At 38.4% G+C, this 25865-nt stretch carries 19 protein-coding genes; 2 read left to right on the forward strand and 17 right to left on the reverse strand.

What is annotated here, in order from left to right; all coding sequences use genetic code 11:
• Positions 1-305: 305 nt before the first annotated feature.
• Both FHY60_RS17320 and FHY60_RS17325 read right to left on the reverse strand, forming a co-directional pair.
• Complete coding sequence (locus FHY60_RS17320) at positions 306-1532, reverse strand: transposase (protein ID WP_139903735.1); 1227 nt, start codon at positions 1530-1532, stop codon at positions 306-308.
• 257 nt (positions 1533-1789) lie between these two features.
• Positions 1790-4141 carry a hydratase gene (locus tag FHY60_RS17325; protein ID WP_139906188.1) on the reverse strand — a complete coding sequence of 784 codons (2352 nt, stop codon included), beginning with the start codon at positions 4139-4141 and terminating at the stop codon, positions 1790-1792.
• Between the two features lie 116 nt (positions 4142-4257).
• Between FHY60_RS17325 and FHY60_RS17330 the strand changes: the two genes are divergently transcribed.
• Together FHY60_RS17330 and FHY60_RS17335 are read left to right on the forward strand one after the other, a co-directional pair.
• Entirely contained in the window at positions 4258-5136 is an 879-nt protein-coding gene (locus tag FHY60_RS17330) for a LysR family transcriptional regulator (protein WP_139906189.1), read from the forward strand.
• A gap of 130 nt (positions 5137-5266) precedes the next feature.
• The gene (locus FHY60_RS17335) at positions 5267-6013 is read left to right on the forward strand and encodes a GTP pyrophosphokinase (RefSeq protein ID WP_243122178.1); all 747 of its coding nucleotides are present in this window, start codon (positions 5267-5269) and stop codon (positions 6011-6013) included.
• A 44-nt stretch (positions 6014-6057) separates the two neighbouring features.
• On the opposite strand, the gene ptsP is transcribed toward FHY60_RS17335, so the two are convergent.
• The 15 genes from ptsP to FHY60_RS17410 form a co-directional block, all read right to left on the reverse strand.
• Positions 6058-7677: a phosphoenolpyruvate--protein phosphotransferase gene (gene ptsP, locus FHY60_RS17340; protein WP_139906190.1), complete on the reverse strand. Its 1620-nt coding sequence runs from the start codon at positions 7675-7677 to the stop codon at positions 6058-6060.
• 30 nt (positions 7678-7707) lie between these two features.
• Positions 7708-7974: an HPr family phosphocarrier protein gene (locus FHY60_RS17345; protein WP_139906191.1), complete on the reverse strand. Its 267-nt coding sequence runs from the start codon at positions 7972-7974 to the stop codon at positions 7708-7710.
• An 11-nt stretch (positions 7975-7985) separates the two neighbouring features.
• Entirely contained in the window at positions 7986-9248 is a 1263-nt protein-coding gene (locus tag FHY60_RS17350; RefSeq protein WP_139906192.1) for a zinc-binding dehydrogenase, read from the reverse strand.
• Between the two features lie 15 nt (positions 9249-9263).
• Positions 9264-10208, reverse strand: a complete 945-nt coding sequence (gene pfkB / locus FHY60_RS17355; RefSeq protein ID WP_139906193.1) for a 1-phosphofructokinase — start codon at positions 10206-10208, stop codon at positions 9264-9266.
• A gap of 24 nt (positions 10209-10232) precedes the next feature.
• Positions 10233-12110, reverse strand: a complete 1878-nt coding sequence (locus FHY60_RS17360) for a PTS mannitol transporter subunit IICBA (protein ID WP_139906194.1) — start codon at positions 12108-12110, stop codon at positions 10233-10235.
• A gap of 1 nt (position 12111) precedes the next feature.
• Positions 12112-14247 carry a BglG family transcription antiterminator gene (locus FHY60_RS17365; protein WP_139906195.1) on the reverse strand — a complete coding sequence of 712 codons (2136 nt, stop codon included), beginning with the start codon at positions 14245-14247 and terminating at the stop codon, positions 12112-12114.
• A 133-nt stretch (positions 14248-14380) separates the two neighbouring features.
• Positions 14381-15784 carry a PTS mannitol transporter subunit IIBC gene (locus FHY60_RS17370; protein ID WP_139906196.1) on the reverse strand — a complete coding sequence of 468 codons (1404 nt, stop codon included), beginning with the start codon at positions 15782-15784 and terminating at the stop codon, positions 14381-14383.
• Positions 15785-16027: 243 nt separating this feature from the next.
• Entirely contained in the window at positions 16028-17539 is a 1512-nt protein-coding gene (gene arfA / locus FHY60_RS17375) for an arabinosylfuranosidase ArfA (RefSeq protein WP_243122179.1), read from the reverse strand.
• Positions 17540-17607: 68 nt separating this feature from the next.
• Entirely contained in the window at positions 17608-19116 is a 1509-nt protein-coding gene (locus FHY60_RS17380) for a GH39 family glycosyl hydrolase (protein WP_139906197.1), read from the reverse strand.
• 38 nt (positions 19117-19154) lie between these two features.
• Positions 19155-19358 carry a hypothetical protein gene (locus tag FHY60_RS17385; protein ID WP_139906198.1) on the reverse strand — a complete coding sequence of 68 codons (204 nt, stop codon included), beginning with the start codon at positions 19356-19358 and terminating at the stop codon, positions 19155-19157.
• Positions 19359-20522: a glycoside hydrolase family 27 protein gene (locus tag FHY60_RS17390; protein WP_139906199.1), complete on the reverse strand. Its 1164-nt coding sequence runs from the start codon at positions 20520-20522 to the stop codon at positions 19359-19361. It lies immediately after the preceding gene.
• Positions 20523-20588: 66 nt separating this feature from the next.
• The gene (locus tag FHY60_RS17395) at positions 20589-22004 is read right to left on the reverse strand and encodes a family 43 glycosylhydrolase (protein WP_139906200.1); all 1416 of its coding nucleotides are present in this window, start codon (positions 22002-22004) and stop codon (positions 20589-20591) included.
• A 22-nt stretch (positions 22005-22026) separates the two neighbouring features.
• Positions 22027-23547, reverse strand: coding sequence for a carboxylesterase/lipase family protein (locus tag FHY60_RS17400; RefSeq protein WP_139906201.1), 1521 nt, complete (start codon positions 23545-23547; stop codon positions 22027-22029).
• A gap of 179 nt (positions 23548-23726) precedes the next feature.
• A complete protein-coding gene (locus tag FHY60_RS17405; RefSeq protein ID WP_139906202.1) occupies positions 23727-24857 on the reverse strand; it encodes a family 8 glycosyl hydrolase in 1131 nt (376 codons plus the stop codon).
• Between the two features lie 84 nt (positions 24858-24941).
• Positions 24942-25859: a carbohydrate ABC transporter permease gene (locus FHY60_RS17410; RefSeq protein WP_139906203.1), complete on the reverse strand. Its 918-nt coding sequence runs from the start codon at positions 25857-25859 to the stop codon at positions 24942-24944.
• Positions 25860-25865 lie beyond the last annotated feature (6 nt).

Genomic DNA, 25865 nt, shown 5'->3' on the forward strand with positions numbered 1-25865 from the left:
GGAGTTTTTTTAGTTCTTTAGCTTAAACACTTATTATTGATTACTATATATTATGACTTACAGTAACCCTAAGTTACAGTGACGTCTCCCACTACCATGCAACAAATTACCATCAATATTAACAAAATAGGATAAGAAATATCTTTTATAAATTTTATTATATGAGGAAATTGCACAATTAAACTTCCTCAATTATATTTAAAAATCATTACTTTTTGTTAATAATTAACTATTTTGTTCAGAAAAAGATAATAGCAAAGCCAAGGTGCTATTGCACCTGTGGATAACTTTTAAAACTAATAAATTTATCCTGCTTGCTTTAAATTTAAGTCGTTAGACTTCTGATTAACAGCAATAGTGCCTGCTACTAAAGCCATACAGTTTAGTAGAGCTACAACTTTTGCTTTTCTAATACCTGCTGAACGCAGATTATTAACATTTAGGTACTCTTTCAATCTTGAGTTACACCTCTCGATAGAGGTGCGTTGATTATAGAGTTTTTGCCAATCTTCACTGCTCCTAAGAGGATAAGAGTAATACCTATTATTCTCTTTATAGTTTACCTTTAGGCAAAATCCATAGTTTGAATTGCTACAATGCTTTGTTCCAAATGGACAATTAACCTTACCGGTTGCTTGGGGACATCTAAATTTAAGGTAGTCACCATCTTTTCCCCAGTAAGTTAATGGATATCCCATTGAGCATATGGGTTCAAACTTCTCATTAAATCCTTCTGGTGGAGCATACTGTGCCCTAGGATTGTAAGCTATAATTGGTTGTGCTTTAACATCGTGAGTAACATAATCATAAATCTTTTGAAAATCATAACCTTTATCCATAATAAAATGCTTAGGACTCAAAACTCCAGAGTAGTTGGTGATGAACTTTTTTATCAGCGGAATAGCTAAATCTCCATCACTATAACTAGCGGGAGATAGCAATATGCTTAAGGGTAGTTCACTCTTGCAATCTGCCAGTATGTGAAGCTTAAATCCGAACCAACGTATTTTATTACCATCAGTATCGTTCTTAGCTCCCCAGTTTGGAGAAACAGCATCATTCTTAAGTTTGGATTTAGGTCTAGCTTTTTCAAAAGAATCAATTTTAGTAGAATCGATTGCTACATTTGAACCATCAACAATTCCTATACTAATGGCCTTTTTAACTAAACAATCGAAGTCATATTCCAATGAAGGTATTTTGGATAGCTTAGTTAAAAATCTACTAAAGGTTGATGCTGAAGGTGTTTTCTCTAAAATGTTAAAACCACAATTATACCTAAATATAGGATCAGTCTTAAGTCTATCGACTAACTTATTAAAATATTTAATTTTTTCAACTTGCATAGCAACTAAAGCATACAATAGTGCTAGCTCATTATGCCCTTTCGGGCCACGCGTAGCGTGTAGCTGGGCTAAACCATTTAATACATTTGAAAAATCTAGTTGGGCTAGAATTAATTCAAGCCTAGTTTTAGGTTGTAATTTTATTATTTCTTCAAAGGAAAATAGGCATTCTTGTCGAATATACATAAGTATTCACTCCTCTTTGTTGTGTATTTTTGGTGATACTTAAATATTCGACATTTTGGGGTGAATTTCCTTTTTGAATAATAAAAAAGTTAGTAAAATCAATGATTATAAAATATGAAATTTACTCATATACTTACCATACGGAAAATATTAATCAAAACGAGGTTAATTTTATTTTATACCCCAATAAAGACAAGATAATGAAATGGGACGTTTTGCTTGTCACCTTCCGATGAAGTCAAAACATCCCTCTCCTATTACTTAGCGTAATAGTTAATTAAGCTACCTGCCAGAATAATGTCTCTCTCGTCCTTAGTAAGCCCCTTAACCTGAAGCTTAATAGTCTTCTTGCCACCACTTCTAATGACAACAGCCTCCATCTCTTCTTGTCCATTTAATATAACTTCTCTTATGCCTTTAACAAAGATATAGTCACCTACTTGGAAATCTCTATCCTCACCGTCTGGTATCACGAAAGGAATCATCCCCCAGTTGATAAGATTGCTTCTATATCTCTTTGTTGCGTATTCCTCTGCTATATTGGCAAAGCCCCCTAATACCTTTTGACAGGAAGCTGCCTGCTCTCTGGCAGAACCGTCCCCAGGTTTTACGGCATAGATTACGCTGCCAAACTGAGTATTTTTAATAAGGCTTTCTATTTCCCGTTCAGACTTATTTTCTCCTGTAGCCTGAAGTAATACATTTTTAAGCTCTTCTATACCGTCAAAACTTCCATTACCCCCTTCTGCAAAAGCTTGTCTAAACTTTTCTACCGCTTGAACACCTTTAGCTCTTTCAACATACTGAGGATCCTTTCTGGATAGGGCGAACTCTGCCAGCTTCAATGGGTTTGATCTGTAGGAAGAAGTCTCACCGGAGGGGATAAGTTCGTCCGTAGTAGTTACCGGGTCTGTTATTACAGAAACCATCTTCAATAGGATATTTTCTGTCAAAGCAGACATCTTCGGCCAATCTGCTATATTAGGACCATATTTCAGTTCCTCATGGGCCTTAGGAGCCTTATAGCCGTTATAAACCCTGTTGCTGTATACTTTAGAATTAAAGCTATACTTCACATCTATCTCAGGAATATCTACTTCAGTTGCAGGAGTTAATACCCCACCGTTTGCCGCAGTGGCAGCTATAGATAAGGCATCCATCAATGCCACAGAAGCAATTTGTCCTGCCCCCGGCTTAGAGCCTTCTCTATTGGGGAAGTTTCTGGTGGTATGTCTTATGCTTAGGCCATTATTTGCTGGCACGTCTCCTGCTCCAAAGCATGGTCCGCAAAAGGCTGTTTTGACAATTGAACCGGCCTGCATAAGTTGTCCAATAGCACCATTCTTAATTAGTTCCATATATATTGGCTGGCTGGCAGGATATACACTTAAATTAAAATAGTCACTGCCTACGGATTTCTGGTCTAATATGGCTGCTGCCTTTACTATATTTTCAAAGGTTCCACCTGAGCAGCCTGCTATTATACCTTGATCCACCATTATTTTGCCGTCTACTATCTTATCTGTAAGCTTAAACTTAATTGCAGGATTATCTATCTGTTTCTGGCATTCTTCTTCTACAGCTTTTAATATATCTGCAGCATTTTTGTTTAGGTCTGCAATGCTGTATACATTACTTGGATGGAAAGGAAGGGCAATCATAGGCTCTACCTTGCTCAAATCCACTTTAATTATTCCGTCATAATAAGCTACTACTCCCGGCTCAAGTGCAGCATAGTCTTGCGGACGTCCATGAGTGATGTAGTATTCCTGAACCTTTTCGTCGGTGATCCAAATGGAGCTCAAACAGGTTGTTTCAGTAGTCATTACATCTATACCGTTTCTATAATCCACTGAAAGGTTAGCTATTCCCGGTCCCACAAATTCCATAACTTTATTCTTAACGAAACCATTACTAAATACAGCTCCAATTATACTTAGAGCTACATCCTGTGGACCCACCCCTCTTTTGGGCTGTCCTTCTAAATACACAGCAATAACTTCCGGTCTGACAATATCGTAGGTCTTTCCTAACAGCTGTTTAACTAACTCCGGCCCACCTTCTCCTACCGCCATAGTTCCAAGTGCACCGTAGCGGGTATGGCTGTCAGAGCCTAAGATCATCTTTCCGCAGCCGGCCATCATTTCTCTCATATACTGGTGTATAACTGCCAGATGAGCTGGTACGTATATGCCACCATACTTTTTAGCTGCAGAAAGACCAAAATTATGATCATCCTCATTTATGGTTCCACCAACGGCACATAAGCTGTTGTGGCAGTTTGTCAGTACATAGGGAATGGGAAACTCCTTAAGTCCGCTGGCCTTAGCTGTTTGTATTATGCCTACATAGGTTATATCATGGGATGCCATGGCATCAAATTTTATTCTCAGATTATTTGTATCTCTTGAAGAATTATGCTTTGTTAAGATTTCATAGGCCATTGTGTTTTTCGCTGCTTCCTTGTCTACAACAAGAGCCTTTAAGTCTACATCTTCACCATAGGCCTTTAATTGATTATCCAAGGACTCCAGTGATATTTCATCCTCATAGCCCAATATTGTTTTACCTCTATATAGGTATGCCCCCTTTTTAATTACCTCTACCATTTGCTTTACCCCCAATATTTAAAGTCATATACACCAGTATATCACAAAGTATATATACAAATAATATCTAAAAAGTATATAATTTATATGACATAGATATAAATTGGAGGATATATATGGACATAAGGCAACTTACTTATTTTATAGCAATTGCAGAAGAAGGAAGTATTTCAAGAGCAGCAGAAAGGCTTCATATAGCCCAACCTCCACTGAGTCAGCAGCTAAAGCTTCTTGAAGAGGAGCTTGGTATAAGATTGGTGGAAAGATCTACCCGAAAACTTGAACTGACTGAGGCCGGAAAGGCACTGCAGCACCGTTCAAAGCAAGTATTAGAGCTTTTGGAAACCTCCCTGAAGGAAGTAAGAGACATCGCTGAAGGCCTTCAAGGGCGATTGTCTATAGGTACCGTATCCTCAGCTGGGGCTACTTTACTTCCCGATATAATTCGCAGTTTTCACAAAACCTATCCGTGCATAGATTTTGAAATATTTGACGAGGATACAAGCAAAATAATAGAATTACTGGACCACGGAGTTATTGATATAGGCATCATAAGAACCCCCTTTGATTTGGAGAAGTTTGAGTCTATAGCTCTACCTAAAGACCCAATGGCAGCAGTTAGCCTCTCAGCCTGGAGTGATGATAAGCCTACTTTACTTTTGAAGGATTTAATAAACAAACCACTTATCGTCCAAAGACGAAATGAAAAGATTATAACAGAGCTCTGTTTAAAAGCAGGCTTTAACCCAAGAATACTCTGCAGAAGCAACGATGTAAGAACCATTCTGCTTTGGGCAAGTACAGGCCTTGGAACTGCTATTGTCCCTAAAAATTGTGTAAATCTCATACCGGATACCAACTTAAACTATAAGGAGCTGGCGGAGCCTTCACTAATGACAGGTACTGCTGTAATCTGGCCTAAGCAACGTTATATTTCCTCTGCCGCCAGGCATTTCCTGGAGGCCTTTAAAAGCACACAGTGCCAACATATATAGAGGTTTTACCATATATTTACTTGCGGTTGTGATAAATTCGAATATATTGTATTATAGAGATGAACATTATGAAGAAAGGTCTTTAATAAGGCACTTTTAGACTATAAATAGGAAACGGAGTAGATATAAGGTGGAGATAAAGACGCCAGATAACTTAAAACGTTTAAAAACTGAGTTAACAAGATTTATGATGTCCTATAAGTTCGGTTTGGACGAGCTTAATACAAAAATTGATATTTTAAAACAGGAATTCCAGTATATTCATGATTACAATCCAATTGAACATGTAAAATCCAGGATAAAAACACCGGAAAGTATATTGCAGAAGCTCCACAGGAAAGGCTTGGAGCTTTCTCTGGCTTCTATAAAAGAAAACATTCAGGATATTGCAGGAATACGTATAATATGCTCCTTTGTCTCTGACATATATAGATTAAGTGAGATGCTGCAGAATCAAAAGGATATAAAGGTATTGGCCATAAAGGATTATATTAAAAATCCAAAACCCAATGGCTATCAAAGCCTGCATTTAATTCTACAGGTACCGGTTTTTATGTCTGATAGGGCAGAGGACGTTTGTGTAGAAGTTCAAATTCGTACTATAGGCATGGATTTTTGGGCAAGCCTTGAGCACAAAATATACTATAAGTATAATAAAAAAGTCCCTCAAAAACTGCTGGATGATTTAAAGGAGGCTGCAAATACTGTGGCCCAGCTGGATAAAAAGATGGAGCATATAAATAAAGAGGTTGCAAATTATAAGGAAGTTTCTTATCAACAAGAAGGGTTACATGAAGTATTTATTAACAACGAAAATTTTTATTTTCCAGATGAGTTTTACCGTCTTTTCTTACAAGAGTCTCATCACCAAAGATAAAAAGTGGCCCAGGGGCCACTTTTTATCTGTTGATTTGGGAGAGTTTATACATAATCAATTACTATCTGCCTTGCAGACAGAATTGAAGATGGGCTCATTGAGAATTCATCAAGTCCATACTCCAAAAGAGTGGGAATTGCGTTTTCGTCTCCTGCCATTTCACCACACATGCCGCACCACTTTCCTTCCTTATGGGCCGCATCTATGGTCATCTTAATCAGTCTAAGCACAGCAGGATGCATTGGGTTATACAGATAGGCCACATTTTCATTCATCCTATCTGCCGCCAGTGTATATTGGATGAGATCATTTGTACCAATACTAAAGAAGTCAACATGCTTCGCAAACTCATCTGCCATTATGGCTGCAGCTGGCACCTCAATCATGATACCTGTCTCTATATTTTCATTAAATTCTTTGCCTTCTGCTTTAAGTTCTTCCATACAGAGCTTCAAAAGTTCCTTTGCCTTAAAAAATTCTTCCAGTGAACTGATCATAGGGAACATTATCTGGATTTTTCCATAGGCAGAAGCCCTTAATATTGCCCTAAGCTGGGTTTTAAATATATCTGTTCTGCTCAGACACAGGCGGATTGCCCTAAAGCCAAGGAAAGGATTTTCTTCTTCAGGCAGGGGAAGATACTCCAGTTTCTTGTCCCCTCCTATATCCAGTGTACGAATCACTACAGGTTTTCCCTTTAGCTTTTCAGCAACTATCCTATAGGCCTCAAATTGCTCCTCCTCACTGGGCATATCTTTCCTATCCATATAAAGAAATTCTGTTCTAAACAGTCCTACACCGTCACCGCCGTTTTCAATTACCTTATCTACATCTGCCGGTGATCCGATATTCCCTGCTATTATTACTTCTTTTCCTGATTTGGTTACTGATTTTGTATTTATAAGTGTTTTTAATCTTTCTTTATCTCTTTCAAGAGCAAGTCTTTTTTCCTCATAAGCTTTGATATTAGCTTCATCGGGATTGATTAATACCATCCCTTCCACACCATCAACAATGATTATATCTCCATTCTTTACAGAAGAAGTTATATCTTCAAGGCCTACTACTGCAGGTATTTCAAGAGTTCTTGCCATTATTGCGCTGTGAGATGTACGGCTACCCACATCAGTGACAAAGGCAGCTACCTTATCCTTATCCAGTTGTGCAGTATCAGAGGGAGTTAAGTCATGGGCAACAATAATAGAATTTTCCTGTAAGCTCTCAAAAATATTATTATTTTTCCCCATAAGGTTTCTTAAAACTCTGTTACCTACATCTTTTATATCAGCAGCCCTTGCCCTCATATACTCATCATCGATAAGAGAAATCATTTCCATGTACATATCCACAACTTCACTAATTGCCTCTTCTGCACTTTTCCCTTCAGTTTCAGTTTTTGCAATTGCTGCCCCGGAAAACTCTTCATCAAATAAGAAGGATAGGTGGCTGTCAAAGACAACAGCCTCACTTTCTCCTATATTTTTTGCAGTTTTATCTCTTATTTCTTCTAACTGTTGTATTGAACATGAAATAGCATTCTCCAATCTGCATCTTTCATTTGCAGGATCTACAGAAGCCTTTTTTTCCACTGTCAGACATTCTGCAGCTATTAGTACTACTTTACCTATAGCATAGCCCTTTGATGCTGCAATACCTTTCTTCATTACATACCTCCAGTATTTTAGTTGCGTAGCTTATTCTTCTCCAAACTTTGAATTTATTAAATCCACTAGAGTTTTTACTGCTTCTTTTTCATCATCACCTTCAGCTGAAACTGTAATTTCAGTTCCCTTTACCAAGCCAAGTGCAATAATATTTATAACAGATTTACCGGAGGCCTTTCTTTCACCTTTAGTAATGGTGATTTTAGAGCTGAATTGTGCTGCCTCCTTAGCAAATATTTGCGCTGGTCTTGCATGCATACCTAGTTTATTTTGAATTACTACATTTTTTGCTTCCATGATTATTCCTCCTATTTGCCCCAGTTTTCAAGCAGATACTTTTCTGCTTCAGCACACCAAAGGCCTCTATTTCTCTTAGTTATTTCAGCTAATTTTGCAAAGTGAGGATTGCTTTTTCCCTTTTCCTCAAAGTCTGCTATTGCAGTCATTTCCATATCTATACCTGTGTAAACAAGTTTCTTTCCTGCCGGTGCATCCGGTAGAGTAAGGGTTGCCTCAGCTGCACTGTTAAGTCCTCCTACATGAGTAACCATAACCGCAGGATTTATTAGCTTCTTTTCAGTCATTCTTAAGGACTCTTTCATATCATCGGTATTACCGCCAGTGGTTCCAACTATGTGAGTAGCTCCATAGTGAACGTTGTAGAAGTTACATAGAGCTGAAAAATTGGTATCTGTAGGTCCTGCAAAGAAGTTAAGACATCCATCTCTTCCAAGGATCCTATCTCCTTGTTCTACTACAGCTTTAACCGGTGCATATACAAAAACATCATCATACCCTGCACCATCTGTCAAGCTTCTTAAATATGCCACTGGATCTTCATATTTGCTGGTGTTTACAAATATAAGGTCAATTCCTTCATTTTTCTTTACTTCTTCCGGAGGGAATATGGTTGCTGCACGATTTAATCTATTCTCATCTATATCCGTAACAACTACCATTCCAGGTCTTCTGTCACAGTGAAGAGCATAATCTATAGCACCAAGACCCATTGGACCTGCTCCGGCAAGTATAGCCAGCTTTCCGCCTGGCACGATTCCCATTCTGTGTTCATAGCTTCCCATTGTAGTATGGTAGCTTGCATGGTAAGCACCTATAATACAAGACATTGGTTCTGCCAATGAAGCTTCATAATAGGCTTCTCCATCATAGTGGAGAAGGCATCCAAGTTCCATTACCTCTTGTGGCATAATGGCATAGGTAGCTGCGCCTCCACAATACTTATAGGAATATCCGGGAGAATCCATGCTTCCCTTATAGTTTAATGCCGGTTGTAGAGCAAACTTTTCTCCTACTTTAAACTGATCCTTCCACTTTGCACCAACCTTAACTATATTACCTGCAGTTTCATGTCCTATAATGATTGGATTTACATGACAATCCTTTGGCACTCTCTTATGATCCGGACCAAGTATTGCTGCCTTATAACTAGACATACATATGCTGTCAGAAACAACTTGTACTAATATTTCATCATCTTTAATTTCCGGTAATTCAAACTCCTCTAATCTCAAATCTCTTTTTCCATATAATCTAACTGCTCTTGTTTTCATTATTTTGCCCCTTTCTTATCCTATATTATCTACATATTTGAACTTAACCTGTTTCTCAAATTCCCGGATTGCACTTAATTCTGCAGGCTGTGTTCCACTGGTCATCACATTAGCGGTACCGGAAGCTACTGCAAGCCTGATAGAATCCTCGAAGCTGTAGCCCTTATCCAAGGAATAAGCTAAGGCTGCTACCATGGAATCACCAGCCCCAACAGTACTTATGGGCTGAACCTTTATGCCTTCTGCCAGTATTGTTGCATCATCATTTAGAAATAATGCTCCTTTTTCTCCAAGAGATACAACCAGTACTTTTATGCCGTACTCCTTCTTTATTTGTTTTGATAGTAGGATAGCTTCATCCATGCTTTCTATCTTAGAGCCAAATACCCTCTCAAGCTCATGGATATTGGGTTTTACCAGGTAAGGCCCTGCTTCCATACCATACTTTAAAAGTTCTCCGTCGGCATCCAGTATAGTCTTTGCTCCTTTTTCCTTGGCTAGAGCAATTAATTGCCTGTATATATCCTTGGGTACTCCTGCAGGAACACTGCCGGAGAATACCGCTATGGAACCAGGATGAAGCTTCTCCTGAATCACAGTTCTAACCTTTTCTATATCTGCCTCTCCTACCACTGGTCCCGGTTCATTAATATCTGTGTTTGCCTTGTTAACGCTGTCTACTATTTTAGTATTGGTTCTGGTTTCACCATTAATAAAGATGAACTGATTTTCTATATTCAATGAATTCAAATATTCTTTGATATAATTTCCTGTGCTGCCGGCAAGTATTCCTGTGGCTAGGCTTTTTCCTCCTAAGACATCTATAACCTTGGATACATTAATACCCTTGCCGCCTGCATCAAATCTCATCTCTGACACTCTATTAACATTTCCTGGGGTGAAATTGTCAATCTTAATTGTTTTGTCCACTGCAGGATTTAAAGTAACTGTTATTATCATTCTGCAATCCCTCTTTTTCCTTAATTATTCTTCCTCACTTATTGTAAGAAGGTTATAAACTGCATCCACATCTTTTGTAGTTCTCAACATTTCCATTACATCTTTATTTTCTACATCTACTGCTGTAACGATATTTCCAAGTATGGAAAGGTGCTCGTTACCAACCCCTGCAATACCAATAACTAAATATGCAGTCTCATCGCCAAACTTAACACCCTCAGGGAACTGTAATACTACTATACCGGATTTCTTTATGGTATCTCTTGCACTACCTACTCCATGAGGAATTGCCAATCCATTGCCAATATAAGTTGTTAACTCCTTCTCTCTTTCAAACATTGCGTCTATATAGGTCTCATCTACATAGCCGCCTTTAACCAATAGCTCACCTGCCATTCTGATTGCTTCATCTTTACTGGAGGCCTTTAAGCCAAGTTTTATATTTGATTTTTTTAGTATTTCATTTTCTTCTACGTTATCTGTATTGTCAGATTTAAGCTCTGATGGAGCAATTTCCGCCTTTAATATTTCGAAAACATTGTTATCTATAAAATCTTTTACGGAAATATGATAAGCATCCGGTTTTACAGCCTTTGCTCTGTCGGTAAGTTTCTCATGAGTAACTACTACATCTGCATCTTCTGGAATGTCTTCAATAGCACTATTATACACTCCAACATTTATGCCGGCACTCTTAAACTTGCTTCTTAGTGAAGTTGCGCCCATTGCACTGGATCCCATTCCGGCATCACAAGCAAAAATAACCTTTTTTATCTCTCTCTTTACAAGTCCCTTTGAAGCTGCCTTAGCCTCTGCAACTCTTACCTTTGCATCTTCTAAGTCGCTGTCATCCATTTTATCTGCAGCTTTCTTTACAAATATTGAAGCTACAAAGAAGGATACTGCTGCTGCTACTAAGATACCCAGTATTACTCCGATAAAGTCTCCCTTTGCTGTCATTGCCAATACTGCAAATATACTTCCTGGTGATGCTGCTGCTCTAAGTCCTATTCCAAATATGTTGAATACCAATATTCCGCTTGCTCCTCCGGCAATTACTGCTAACACTAATGCTGGATTCATAAGAACGTATGGGAAGTATATTTCGTGTATTCCACCTAAGAAATGTATTATAATTGCTCCAGGTGCTGATTGCTTTATCTTGCCCTTTGCAAATACCCAGTATGCTAACAGTATTCCTAAGCCTGGGCCTGGGTTTGCTTCAAGTAAGAACATAACTGATTTTCCTACTTCCTTTGCCTGGTCTATTCCTATTGGTCCTAATACTCCATGGTTGATAGCATTGTTTAAGAATAAGATCTTAGCCGGTTCTATAAATATTGAAGTCAATGGCAGAAGTCCTGCTTCTACTATTGCATCTACACCATTTCCAAGTAAATCGCTTAAGGTACTAACTACCGGACCTATTCCCCATCGTGCAAACATTGCTAATATTGTACCTATAATACCTATTGAGAAGTTGTTTACTAACATTTCAAAACCTGCAGGAATCTTTCCTTCAACTGCTTGGTCAAATTTCTTTATAACGTATCCCCCTAGAGGTCCCATTATCATGGCTCCTATAAACATTGGTACCTCTGAACCTACTATAACACCCATTGTTGCTGCAGCACCAAGTACCGCTCCTCTTTGTCCACCTACTGCTTTACCTCCGGTATATCCTATAAGAAGTGGCAATAAGTAAGTTATCATTGGACCTACCAGTGTTGCAAAAAACTCACTTGGTATCCATCCATCAGGAATAAATAATGCTGTTATCAGTCCCCATGCTATAAATGCTCCTATGTTTGGCATAACCATGCCGCTTAAAAATCGTCCGAATTTCTGTATTTTTTCTTGTGTTTGACTGCCTGTTTTTCTGTTAAGAGTACTATTTGACATTTTATCCCTCCATGTATTTGCTGCGTTTAATTTTGTAGAACTCTTCCAAAATATTATTTAGTACTTGGAATGCCACTTCTTCCGTTTTACTTTTTAGTGTCTTAGTAAAGTCCGGCCTTTCAAGCAACATTCTGCTAACAAAACTTATTGTTTCAATAAATCGCTTATCACAATTTTCCGGTGCCACCATAATAACGGCCAACTCCAGCTTTTCCTTTTCATTTCTAGCATTATATATACTGATCCCATTATCTGGCCTCACCACGCCAAAATACAGCCTATCCACAGCAGCAGTTCTGGAGTGTAGTAACAATATACCATGCCCCGTTATGAAAGTGCCGCCTTTTTCTTCTCTTTCCTTTATTGCCTCCTTCAGCTTTTCTCTCTGCTCTTTCTCTGAAACAATAATTTCGCTTGCTTCATTTATTATTTCATCTATATTTGTATATTTTTTATCGGTTATGAGGAAAAAGTTATCTAATATCTGTATAATAGCATCACTGTAAGTATTTAAGATAAGCAATCTTTCTTTTAGGTCTCGTTTACCCTTTCTTTTTAATGAAGTTAAGGTCACTGAGCCTTCAAGGTTTTTAATTTGCCTGTCTATCTTGGCCTTATCCTCTTCAAATAAAAGTGGATTTACGGTAACCACAGGTACCGGTGCTTTTGCTATATTTACAGTTGAAACGATAAAATCTATACCTTTTTCCCTCAGCCATTCTTCTTCCAAGTTTAAAGTTGATACAATGTCTGTAATTTCTATATTTTCATATTCTCTTTCTATTCTTGTGGCTAAAAGCCTGGAGGTTCCTATTCCTGAGGTACAGGCTATAGCTATCCTATATATGTGTTTATTCACACTTTCACTGCCCTCGATAGCAGCCCCCAAGTGCATTGCTATATATGCAATCTCTGAGTCCGGCATCTTGCTTCCTATGAACTTTTCCAGAGGTGCTGAACATTTTTCACCCAGTTTATATAAGTGGCTGTAATGTGTTTTTATCTCGTCAAGCAGGGGATTTCTTATTTCCATGTTCATTTTTAATCTGCTCAGTGCTGGTCCTAGATGATTTACCAGTCCTACCAAAAGTCTTTCATTGTGTCCAAGAAATCTTCCTGTTTCGCTCTCTGCTATCTTTATGACTTCCTTGGATAACTTCACTAATTCAAAGTTTCCTATAACCTTCCTGCCATCCACATGACTTTCTTCGTAATTCTTTGATCCTTTTATATGCATTGCAATGTAGCTAACTTCCTCTTCAGGAATATCTATGTTAAACATATCAGCTACTTCTTCACAAAGCTCACGAGCCATGGAATACTCTCTATTTTTTTTTAGGTCTTCCAAAAACTTTTCGTCAATTTTTATGGTTTCATTTTTCTTTATTCTTTGTATAACAAGGGCTACATGAACAATAATTCCTACGTAGGCGTTATCTGCCAATCTATAGCCTATATTTTTTTCTAAATTACGTACCACAGTAATCAAATTTCTGATTACTTCTACATTCATCAAGTTCAATAATCTGTTCCTGATTTCAACTTCAGTTTTGCCAGCCACGCTTACAGCCTGTGGCAAATTATTTCTTATTAGGGCCAAAAGCCTGTCTTCTCCTATATTCTCAAAAATTATATCAACAATTGCTTTTCTTATGTCCTCTTCTTTGGCTTTTATATATACTCCTAAGCCTGGCTTTCTGATTAATTCAATATGGTGTTTTACCAGCCACTCCTCTACCTTATCCAAATCATTACTTACAGTTCCTTCAGTGACCTTTAATATTCTAGTAAAGTTGTATAGCTTCGCAGGTTCATTATTTTTTAAGAGCTCGCTGATTATAATTACTTGTCTTTCTTCAGGTGAATAGTTTATCTCTCCCTTTTCATCATTAAGAATATTAATTAATTTATTTTTTTCACTGCGGGTACCCATTATTTTGATTCCTACCCCAGTCTTCTTTTTAAGATAAAACCCCTTATTATTCAACCACTTCTCTACAGAAGGTAGTTCTCTCAATACAGTTCTAGAACTTACTCCAAGAGCATTAGCAATTTCTGAAATAGTTATATAGTTATCCTCTAAACACATTTTATGAAGGATTTTTTTAACTCTTAAATCAAGGCTAACGTCTTTCATAAGCTACCCTCCTGTATTTTTATAAGTTCTGTATTAACTTGAACAGTTTGGGGAAACGTTTATTGAAGGAACAATGGAATAATCCTATCTGTATTATTCCACTGCTCCTATAATCCATTCTATCCTATTAATTTTATGACAATCTCTTAACTAGTGCATCGTATTCAGGGCTGCTCATAAAGTTTTGTATTGATATGTGTTCTGCTTTTGGTGCTATACTTCTAGCTCTATCGGTCAAGCTTTCATGAGTTATAACAATGTCTGCATTTGAAGGAATATCCTCTATAGCATAGTTTACAACCTCTATGTTTAAGCCTGCCTTCTTGAACTTATTTCTTAGTGTTGTTGCACCCATTGCGCTGGATCCCATTCCTGCGTCACAAGCAAACACAACTAATTTTACATCTTTCTTTACAAGTCCCTTTGAAGCTGCCTTAGCCTCTGCAACTCTTTCCTTTGCATCTTCTAAGTCGCTGTCATCCATCTTGTCTGCAGCTTTCTTTACAAATATTGAAGCTACAAAGAAGGATACTGCTGCTGCTACTAAGATACCCAGTATTACTCCGATAAAGTCTCCCTTTGCTGTCATTGCCAATACTGCAAATATACTTCCTGGTGATGCTGCTGCTCTAAGTCCTATTCCAAATATGTTGAATACCAATATTCCGCTTGCTCCTCCGGCAATTACTGCTAACACTAATGCTGGATTCATAAGAACGTATGGGAAGTATATTTCATGTATTCCACCTAAGAAATGTATTATCATTGCTCCCGGTGCTGATTGCTTTATCTTGCCCTTTGCAAATAACCAGTATGCTAACAGTATTCCTAAGCCTGGGCCTGGGTTTGCTTCAAGTAAGAACATAACTGACTTTCCAAGTTCCTTTGCCTGGTCTATTCCTATTGGTCCTAATACTCCATGGTTGATAGCATTGTTTAAGAATAAGATCTTAGCCGGTTCTATAAATATTGAAGTCAATGGCAGAAGTCCTGCTTCTACTATTACATCTACACCATTTCCAAGCAGCTGGCTTAAGGTACTAACAACCGGACCTATTCCCCACCGAGCAAACATTGCTAATATTGCACCTATAATACCTATTGAGAAGTTGTTTACTAACATTTCAAAACCTGCAGGAATCTTTCCTTCAACTGCTTGGTCAAATTTCTTTATAACGTATCCGCCTAGAGGTCCCATTATCATGGCTCCTATAAACATTGGTACCTCTGAACCTACTATAACACCCATTGTTGCCGCAGCACCAAGTACCGCTCCTCTTTGTCCACCTACTGCTTTACCTCCGGTATATCCTATAAGAAGTGGCAATAAGTAAGTTATCATTGGACCTACCAGTGTTGCAAAAAACTCACTTGGTATCCATCCATCAGGAATAAATAATGCTGTTATCAGTCCCCATGCTATAAATGCTCCTATGTTTGGCATAACCATGCCGCTTAAAAATCGTCCGAATTTCTGTATTTTTTCTTGTGTCACACTAGCCTTACGCGTCTGAGAGCTTGTCTGAAGATTTGACATGAACTTCCCCTCCATCTTTAATTTTAAACTTAATTTAAAGAATTTTGGCTAATGGCCATATCTCTGCAGAAATATATCATTACCGTTGATTAAATTATATACCCGTAAACATTTACATTCAATTCAAAGATATATTTATAAGTCCATAGTCATTAGTGACAAAATTAAAGGGTGAATTTTATCAGTTATAATAATAAACAGCGGCAGTAAAATTTAATATTCTACTGCCGCTGTTAATATTCATTATTTAGCTAATCTGATTACATTCCAAGAAAGGTTTGAAAGATTAGCAGTTACTATACCATTTATAATTTTTGCGTCCCCGCTATTGCTAGGTACTACATTGAAAGGATTGGCTTCAGTATTTACTGCATTTACATCATCCTTATGCAGAATTATATGTTCAACTACTCTATAACCCTCGAAATTTCTTATATCACATTCTAAGTAAAGAGTGTCACTCATATCCTTATTTAGTGCAAAGATTGTCAGTTCATCCTTTTCCTCATTAAATACAGCCGTAGCCTCAAGAACAGGAACATCAGTATAATTTTTTGTATCATACACACGTGTTGATATTATAGGATTTAATGCATATCCTCTTCCATAGTTTGAAACATGCATAAATGGATAGAATATTGTTTGTCTCCAAGCCCCCCCACCATTTGAGGTCATAATTGGAGCAATGACATTTACCAACTGAGCAAGACACGCTATCTTTACTCTGTCAGCATGCTTTAAGAAGGTTATCAGCATACCACCTACAAGCAGTGCATCTTCAAAATTATAAACATCTTCCAATTGAGGCGGAGCAATTGACCATCTTTCAATCTTTCTGTCAGCATCATTGGAATGGTACCATACGTTCCATTCATCAAAGGAAAGATTTATTGTCTTCTTTGATCTTGTTTTTGCCTTCACATAATCTGCAGTTGCAATCACTGATTTTATAAAGGCATCCAAGGCCATAGTATTTGCTAAAAAGTCTGCTGTATCCTTCTCTCGATTTCCGTAATATTGGTGAAGAGAAATATAATCCACATGCTCATAGGTATGTTCCAAAACTGTGGCCTCCCACTGAGCAAAGGTCGGCATACCGATACCTGAGCTTCCGCAGGCCACCAGTTCTATTGACGGATCTACCCATTTCATAACCTTTGCGGTTTCACAAGCTAAGCGTCCGTATTCTTCAGCAGTTTTGTGGCCTATTTGCCATGGACCATCCATTTCATTTCCCAGACACCAAACTTTGAATTTATGCGGTTCTGCATAACCGTGGGACTTTCTCAAATCGCTCCAGTAAGTTCCTCCAGGATGATTACAATATTCTACAAAATTGCGGGCAGCATCTACTCCACGGGTTCCAAGGTTTACTGCCATCATTACCTCTGTGCCGGCTAGTTTTGCCCAATCTGCAAAATCATTTGTGCCAACCTGGTTTGTTTCTATAGTGCTCCAGGCCAGGTCTGTTCTTCTTGGCCTTTTTTCCTTTGGTCCAACACCATCTTCCCAGTTGTATCCGGACACAAAATTTCCTCCGGGATATCTTACAATTGGAACATTCAATTCGTTAACCAACTGTATAACATCCTTTCTAAAGCCGGTTTTATCAGCCAGTGGATGTCCAGGTTCATAGATACCACCATATACAGCACGTCCTAAATGTTCAATGAAGGACCCGTAGATTCTCTTATCTACCTCTCCTATTTTGTAGTCCTTGTCCAAAATCATTTTTGCTTTTTTAACGTTTGTCATCTTACTCTACCTCCTTGCATTATATCCAGTAATTTTCTATCAATAGCTATCAATATATGACATATATTCTATTTCATTCCGTAAAATTCCTCCGGATCAAAACCAAGATAGGTTTCCGTCTTATCATCAACAGGCGTTATTTCCAGCATACACAGATGATTACAAGGGATCGTTACTTCAACTTCATAAGCTCCATTTTGCTCAAGTAATTTTGCATCAGTCTGAAGTGGTTCTGCAGCAGCCTGTAATATCTTTAACTGTTCCTTGTTTAGATTACGGGGCTTACCCATATTGCTCCAGGTTTGCATTGGATTAGCATGAGCTCCTCCTACCTCTTTTTTAATAAGCAGAGCCTGCTTTCCTATTGATGGTAGTGAAAGTACATACTTTTCGTCAGGTGATGGCTTGTGATCTCTCATATCATGCCAATTCCATCCAATAATTACATACTTATCACCGTCTTTGGTAACAATTAAATGTTCATCACTATAGAGTAATTCCCTTCCTGCTTTTGAGAAAAACTCGAAGGTATAGAAAGTGGGTTTTTTAATGGAATTTAAAGCAACCATTCCAAAGCCCCCATGAAAAACTGACTTCGGGACATCCGCTTCTTCGAATACATCGCTGAAGGTCCAATAAGAATAGGAATCTGCATATTCTCCGGCTTCACTTAGTATACGGGCAATAAAGGCAGCATTGAAATCCGTATCATGTACCGGGCATACTGGCACATATGAACTGTTAAACTCCGTTATGTGCAGAGGCATATTTGCAATACGTGGATAGTCGGACATGATTTTACGGGTTTCTTTTAATTCCTCAATCATAAATGTTGGGTCGTGCATAACATGATATACATACTCCCCCTTGTTAGTTGGAGCTTGTGCTGTATAACAGTGGCGAGTAATAAAATCTAAAGGTAAATTATTATTTATACAGTGCTCAAAGAATGATCTCAGCCACCTTTCCGTATCTACACCGCAAATTGCCGGTCCACCTACCTGGATTCTTGGATCAGCTTTCTTTACCGCCTCAGCAGAGTATTCATATAGCTTAAAATATTCCTCCATGGTACCGGCCCAGAAACCAATATTAGGTTCATTCCATACTTCTACAGGCCAAGTTATAACCTCTTCTCTTCCATACCTTTCTATGAGATGATTTAAGGTCGTTGTCACCATTTCAGCCCACTTTTCATAGGATGAAGGCGGTGTTACATTTCCCTTCCAATAAAATACAGTTTGTTCACCACTCTTCAATTTTTCCGGCATGAAACCTAATTCAAGAAAAGGGCGTATACCATTTTCCAAATAAGTATCGATAACCCGGTCAAGATAAGTGAAATTATAAAAAGCAGTTGTTTTATCATCCATGGTAATTTCCCGATATATCCCCATATCATCACAAAATAATCCATGACCTCGAATATAACGGAAATGTACAGCCTCCTGAACTACTTTTAAATGTTCGGTATATTCCTTTTGAAGTGCCAAGCCCATTCGGCCTGTACCCACACAAAAGGTTGCATTATTTTTAAAGGGTTTGCCTGAAACCGGTACTTCTATCTTCTTTATCATATAAAAACCTCCATGATTGGTACTTTTTAATCAATATATCAACGAAACAAGATGCAATTTCCTGATTCCCTATAATATCTTATGCGTTCCTCTATAGGCTTCCGTCCACACTTTAGTTTTATACCAAGACAATCTATACATAAAAATTCTTTAGCATTTCTTGAAATAAGCTTCATATAAATAGCAATGTCATCACCTTTCAGTGCTGCTCCGCATTCTTTGCAAGTTTTATTGTTCCCCATTTACTTCACCAGTTTTGCCCGCACTACTACACAATCATGAGCCGGTACTACAGGAGCAAACCTTTCTTTAAAGACTCCTAGTTCTTTATGTTCCCAGCAGTCATACATGGACAGTGAACATCCTGAAGCATAGGGAATTCCCATATCCCAAAACTGTAACGAAAGCTCTCTTTGGGTGTCGCTCAAATTGAAAAAGCCTATAGCAAGATCTCCATTACTTAATACTTTTACCAACATAAAAACTTCATCTGAATGAAACCACTGTGGCTCAGGTTTAATGCGGTAAGCACCACGGCATTCTATGTCCTGATTGATGGCAATTATGTCACGGTTCATCAAAATATCCTTTGTTACTTGGTTAGCATTTCTGATATCACAGCCAATCATGAGAGGAGACCCCATAAGACTCCACAATGAAAAATGTGTTTTATACTCATTATCACTGCAGCCACCAATTTTACTGCTAATCCAACCGTTATTACTACCACCATACATGCCAACAACCAGCATGTCCATATCATTATGACAATATGATCCTGTATAACATTCTTTATCAAGCTGCGATATAGCGATATTCTTAATAGAATCCCAATTATCCTGTATGTCACCTGTGGATCGATACATATGGGCACCTGATGACCGAATCCACTTATTTACATTATCTTCTCCCCAATTGCAGGCAGAAAATAGGATGTCTCTACCACAGTTTTTTAGTGCCAGACTCATTCTTTTATATAGTAACTCTCCTGACATTTGTCTAGGCTTAAAACAGTAATCGTACTTTAAATAATCTATACCCCATTCTGCAAATAACTCCGCATCCTGAAATTCGTGTTCAAAGCTTCCAGGAAATCCAGCACAGGTATGGGTTCCAACACAGGAATACATCCCAAATTTCAGACCCTTGTCATGAATATAATCAGCAAGTGCTTTCATTCCGCTTGGAAACTTTTCCGGGTCTGCTACAAGTCTCCCGTCCTTGTCTCTCTCCTTTAAGCTCCAGCAGTCATCTATGACAATATACTCGTAACCTGCATCTTTATATCCATCAGAAATGAATACATCCGCAACGTCACGAATCAGCTGTTCATTTATGTCCCATGTGAATGTGTTCCACGAATTCCATCCCATGGGAGGCATTGCACCTAAATGATATCTTCCCATTTCTAGTTACCTCTCTTACTGTTTTTATTTTTTATTGAAATAGAATGCTTCTATCATAATCTGTACTTACTCCAAAGTAAATGAAGCCAGACTGGCACTTCCACTACCTGTATAGGTAAAATACAACGCTTGTATACCATCAGGAATATCTATATCCTCAGAATATTCCTTCCATATATTCGAAAACTCAACGGTTATCTTTCCCAGCGCAGGTCCATTCCAAGATGTTTTTACCTCAAAGTCACCACGGCAGTATCCTCGAACCTTGATTTTCACTTTTTTGATGCCTTTGCAATCAAAATATTTAAATCCAGCTGTAGCGGTAGCCTTCATATTAGCTATATATCCAAGCTCTTCATCTCCGTCTCTCCCATCTTGAGTTATCTTAGGAAACTGGCTATCCATCCAGGCTCCGGTGCAGTCTGTATAAATGGATTCATCCTTACAGAATAGGTTACATGCCAGATAAGCCGGATATTCTCCCCGTCCTATAAGAGGGCCTCCGTTTGGTCCGCAGGATGTCATCTCTACCTGAGGTATCCTGCCATCATCTAAAATTTTAATTTCCTCTATACAGCCCTGTCTGCTGAAATTCGTTCCATTGGTATGTCTATGATAAAAAATATACCATTTTCCATTAATCTCAATAATGCTGCCGTGGTTATTACCGCCATAATACATAGGTTTTTCTGCCGGTTTGTAAGAATCAATATGAAGATCGTTATTGCTTACGATTACTCCCCGGTATACAAAACCCTTTGTTGGGTATTTGCTTGTAGCATAGCATAGTTCATGCATAACAACGGATGAATAGATAAAGTAATAGGTATCGCCTTTCTTTCTTATGGAAGGAGCCTCAAAGAACTCATGTCCTTCATATCCACTGCCTTTGCTGTAAGGTTCACTGGGGGCCACAAATACTGTTTCTTCCCTGATAGTGAGCATATCCGGTCCAAGTACTGTTGCCATGGCACCTGATCTTGATTTGTCACCAATGGGGCAAAAACCTGTATATAGGTATGTAATGTCTCCTTCTGTCAATACTCCCGGATCAAACTGAGGCTCATCGCCCTCTCTTTCTCCCAATCGAGTTCCATCAGGATAATGTACATAGCCATAAAATTCATATTTGCCAGCAGGGGTATCACAGACTGCTACTGACACAACTGAAACTTTATCTAGAACATAGTATAGATAATAGCGTCCATCCGGTCCCACTGTCACATCCGGTGCATATAGGCACATACTTCCGTCAGGATTCAGTGGATCATCTGTTTTTTTATAAATAACACCTTCATAACGCCAGTCGCCCAAATTATCAACGGGCGCTGACCAACACACATAGTCGTTTAGACAATAAGCATGTCCATTAAACCGGTCATGGGAGCCATAAACATATACTCTATCTCCGAAAACATAAGGTTCTCCATCAGGTATATATTCCCATGATGGCAGATATGGATTAAAACCTTGCTTTTTCATAATTTTGTTCATTCCTTTCTGTTTATTTTTTCTTGAAATACTCGTTAATAAGAAACTTCATTATATCGCTGGGTTCTTCCCTTACAAACTCGGCCTTATGTCCGAACAACATTCCATATGGTTCCTCTGGAGTGTAGGGATACCACTGTGGCATATCCTCTCCTGTGGAGTCCTTTCCGTTTGGATCTCCAGACCGTATAAAGTTTGCCCAGTAATTGCACATTTGACGGGCAAGGTCATAATGTTTGCCCACAAAAGGTCTCCAGCACTTGGCCAGTGTCTCAAAAAAGAACCATAAATCTACTGAGTGGAAGGTTCCTGGGTTGTCCCATCCTGGTATTTCAGCATCAAAATTATAGTAATACAGTGGTGTGTTTGACCCTGTATCGGCATTGGCCTTTGCAGCAACACGGATAGCGTATTCAAGTCCACTCACTGAGGCTCTATTTAATACTTCATCGAGGCTAGCTGAATCCGCCTTGCAAAGTGCAAGATACTCATCCGCATGGTCTCCGAACAATTGTACAGCTAAATCTCTGAACTCCTCAAAAGTCTTTACCTTAGGTATACTAAAAAACTCAGAGGAGGTATGTCCCAATAGCACCGGTACCCTCCAACGCTTGTTTTTTATGAAAAGATCATAGGCGTCACCTATGCTGAATTTATTATCAACCACCGTTCCCCAGAATCTGTTATACTCCAGAGCCTTATCACGGATATAAAATGCATCCAGCTTTCTAGCTTCATCTAGGGATGAAACTCCAAGAAACTCAAAGAATTTTACTCCTTCCTTTTCCTCATTTTGAAGGCAGCGTCCACCTCTTGGGAAAAAATTATTTGGGTAAGGAGAATTAAACATGCCGCTCTCAATAATAGCTCTTTGAAAAAGTCCTTCATTTTGTGGTGAGGTAAGTTGGCTTAGAACACTTCCTCCACCAGCAGACTGTCCTCCTATTGTAATATTATCAGGGTCCCCACCAAAAGCAGCAATATTGCGTTTAACCCATTGTACACCAAACTGCTGGTCCAAGTGACCGAAATTTGCAGGAGCCTCAGGAGCTTCAGCTGTGATTTCAGGATGACATAAAAATCCGAAAACATTTAGGCGGTAGTTGACAGTTACCACCACTATGCCTCTACGGGCTATTCGCTCTCCATCAAACTCCATTTCAGCTGTATGTCCAACCTGAAGTCCTCCTCCGAAGAACCATACAAAAACCGGAAGTTTCTCATGGGCACTGAATGCCGGTGTCCATACGTTTAAATACAGACAATCCTCATCCATAGGAATATCCGGATCTACAGCCCATTCTCTTGTGTATATATTATTTACATCTATAACCGTAGGTGCCTGCATAGATATGGGAGCGAACTCAAAGGCTTTTAGTACACCATCCCAATTCTTTGCTGGTAGTGGAGCACGCCAGCGGTTTTCACCTACAGGCGGTGCTGCAAATGGAATACCTTTAAAACTTGTTATACGTGGATCAGCTGCTGGCAATCCCTGAATTACACCATTTTCAACTTTTACTATTCTCAACATATTGATATCCTCCTCTCATTATTAAGAATAAGAGGATACCGGACCTTCTCATATCCGGTATCCTCTTTTAAGAGATATCAAGAAAACAATTTACAATTTCCTGATTCTCTATATCATCTAATCCGCGCCCCAATGGATTTGCGTCCGCATTTTAAATTTATTAAATTATTCCCAATGAATTAATAAATTCTATATTGTCCAGCTAACATCAGGAGGCTAAAGAAGTACAAGCAGTTATCATAGTATCTTCGTACTCCTTTTCGTAATGGAAGTTCCCAGAAATCCTTCACCCACTGTAGTCTGTATTTTCCTTTTGCAGCCAGTGACCCTGCAGCATTTGTAGCTATTATTGCAGTTGGATGCATTGCCTCTTCATCAAAGGCTTCCCCCTTGATAGTGTAGGCGTGATATTCTCCTAATTGGGTATTTTCACTAAAGAAAGCCTGAAGCTTATCAACTATTTCCCCCAAAGATTCATCTTTATTGAACCATGAAGCATCCAATCCTATATTCATGGCAACACGGTATGCATCAGAGTAAAACTCAAATTCCTTACCAAATAATAATTTTGGCCTTCCATCAAATTCCGCATATTCAGGAGCCATACCTGTAGTCTTATCACAGGAAAGATATAGATACTTACGGCTTTCCTCAGCGGCTTTTTTCCAAAACGCCCTATCCTCTTCATCTGCCATTATGGCAAAGAGCTCATAAAAGTGTGGTAAATGATAGGAAGGATCCGAAAACGGTGTTTCCGGTACAAATTTTATATAGTAATTTGAATTGTCCCACATTGGTTGTCCACCTTCAACTAGCTCATGTTGGTGGATACAATGCCTCAATATATCTCTAGCTTGTATACTATAATCAAAGGGTTTCGGTCCATCTCCCCACCTCTTGTGGGCAAAGAAAAGAGCCATAGCAAAATATTCCTCACCATCCGGTGCAGGCCCTTCGGCATTTTTGGTCCCATCGGGTTTGACGGACCAAGCAAAATAGCCCTTGTATTTGCCTTCCTTTTGATACATATATGTTTTAGAAAATAACCATAGTCTATCAAAGATATCTTTTCTATCCATTTGTACCGCCATCATCATTCCATAACTCATACCTTCCGTACGGGCATCGTTATTTCCTGTATCAAGCATATATCCCATATCTTCGCCCATTTCAAAATAAATTCTCTCTTCAGGGTCAAAAAACATAGTATTAAAGGTATTTTTTATTTTTTCATCTATCTTTTCCTGAGGAATACCAATCTCAGCAAAGAGATTGGTATATTCCCCAGTATAAAACGCACCCTTTTGCATAATTTCCCTCATTTCTATAGATATCCAATTCAAAAACCTTAATTTTAATTGATACTGTATAATTGACAATTGTTAATTTCATTGTTAACCCTTTACTGCACCTATGGTAACTCCCTTAACAAAATACTTCTGTAAAAATGGATATACCATTATAATAGGAAGGGAGGCAACAACGGTTACAGCTGCTTGCATTGAGGCAGGCGTAACAGTGTTAACAACAGTGGTAGTTCCTTGACCAAATATTGCTTGTTGGGATCTTTGGCTGGCTGCATTCATTGCAGAAGACAGCATCTTCATCATCTCATACTGAAGTGTTGTCAGATTATTATTACTGGAACAGTATATAAATGTATCAAACCAAGTGTTCCAGGCACCTACAGCACACCATAAAGCCACAGTTGCAAGAACGGGCTTACAGCACGGAAGTATTATTTGGAAAAAACATCTGAAGTGACCGGCACCATCGATAAATCCTGCTTCAACTAAACTTGATGGCAGGGATTGTATAAATGACTTCACAACAATAATATTAAAAACGCTAACCATTCCAGGTAAAATGTAAACCAGGAAATTATTAGTCAAGTGTAAATCCTTAATGAGGAAATAATTAGGAATCAAACCCGCAGATACATACATTGTCAGTACAAAATAACGAGTTGCAAACTTACGCAGCACAAATTCAGGTCTGGAAAGTACATATCCTACAAGTGCCGAAATAAATACACCCAGTATTGTTGATATTGCTGTACGCAATACAGAATTCATAGCGCCAATTACCAATAGTTGGTTTTTAAATACAGTTTCATAATTATAAGTTGAAAAAACTCTGGGCCATAAGGTTATGCCACCTCTTAATGTATCCTGTGCATTGTTGAATGATACCGCAATGGTATTCCAAAATGGATATAACATTACTACAATTATTGTTAACATAATTAGTGTGTTAATGGTGTTAAATATTATTGGTTCTATACTTCTTCTTCCAGTCTTTTTTCTGGCCATCTTGTT

This window comes from Clostridium thermarum (assembly GCF_006351925.1).
Taxonomy (GTDB): Bacteria; Bacillota; Clostridia; order Clostridiales; family Clostridiaceae; genus Clostridium_AU; species Clostridium_AU thermarum.

Excerpts from the sequence above, each read along its gene's own strand:
- FHY60_RS17320 (WP_139903735.1), bottom strand. The coding sequence starts at position 1,532 with ATGTATATTCGACAAGAATGCCTATTTTCCTTTGAAGAAATAATAAAA.
- FHY60_RS17325 (WP_139906188.1), bottom strand. The coding sequence starts at position 4,141 with ATGGTAGAGGTAATTAAAAAGGGGGCATACCTATATAGAGGTAAAACA.
- FHY60_RS17330 (WP_139906189.1), top strand. The coding sequence starts at position 4,258 with ATGGACATAAGGCAACTTACTTATTTTATAGCAATTGCAGAAGAAGGA.
- ptsP (WP_139906190.1), bottom strand. The coding sequence starts at position 7,677 with ATGAAGAAAGGTATTGCAGCATCAAAGGGCTATGCTATAGGTAAAGTA.
- FHY60_RS17345 (WP_139906191.1), bottom strand. The coding sequence starts at position 7,974 with ATGGAAGCAAAAAATGTAGTAATTCAAAATAAACTAGGTATGCATGCA.
- FHY60_RS17350 (WP_139906192.1), bottom strand. The coding sequence starts at position 9,248 with ATGAAAACAAGAGCAGTTAGATTATATGGAAAAAGAGATTTGAGATTA.
- pfkB (WP_139906193.1), bottom strand. The coding sequence starts at position 10,208 with ATGATAATAACAGTTACTTTAAATCCTGCAGTGGACAAAACAATTAAG.
- FHY60_RS17360 (WP_139906194.1), bottom strand. The coding sequence starts at position 12,110 with ATGTCAAATAGTACTCTTAACAGAAAAACAGGCAGTCAAACACAAGAA.
- FHY60_RS17365 (WP_139906195.1), bottom strand. The coding sequence starts at position 14,247 with ATGAAAGACGTTAGCCTTGATTTAAGAGTTAAAAAAATCCTTCATAAA.
- FHY60_RS17370 (WP_139906196.1), bottom strand. The coding sequence starts at position 15,784 with ATGTCAAATCTTCAGACAAGCTCTCAGACGCGTAAGGCTAGTGTGACA.
- arfA (WP_243122179.1), bottom strand. The coding sequence starts at position 17,539 with ATGACAAACGTTAAAAAAGCAAAAATGATTTTGGACAAGGACTACAAA.
- FHY60_RS17380 (WP_139906197.1), bottom strand. The coding sequence starts at position 19,116 with ATGATAAAGAAGATAGAAGTACCGGTTTCAGGCAAACCCTTTAAAAAT.
- FHY60_RS17385 (WP_139906198.1), bottom strand. The coding sequence starts at position 19,358 with ATGGGGAACAATAAAACTTGCAAAGAATGCGGAGCAGCACTGAAAGGT.
- FHY60_RS17390 (WP_139906199.1), bottom strand. The coding sequence starts at position 20,522 with ATGGGAAGATATCATTTAGGTGCAATGCCTCCCATGGGATGGAATTCG.
- FHY60_RS17395 (WP_139906200.1), bottom strand. The coding sequence starts at position 22,004 with ATGAAAAAGCAAGGTTTTAATCCATATCTGCCATCATGGGAATATATA.
- FHY60_RS17400 (WP_139906201.1), bottom strand. The coding sequence starts at position 23,547 with ATGTTGAGAATAGTAAAAGTTGAAAATGGTGTAATTCAGGGATTGCCA.
- FHY60_RS17405 (WP_139906202.1), bottom strand. The coding sequence starts at position 24,857 with ATGCAAAAGGGTGCGTTTTATACTGGGGAATATACCAATCTCTTTGCT.
- FHY60_RS17410 (WP_139906203.1), bottom strand. The coding sequence starts at position 25,859 with ATGGCCAGAAAAAAGACTGGAAGAAGAAGTATAGAACCAATAATATTT.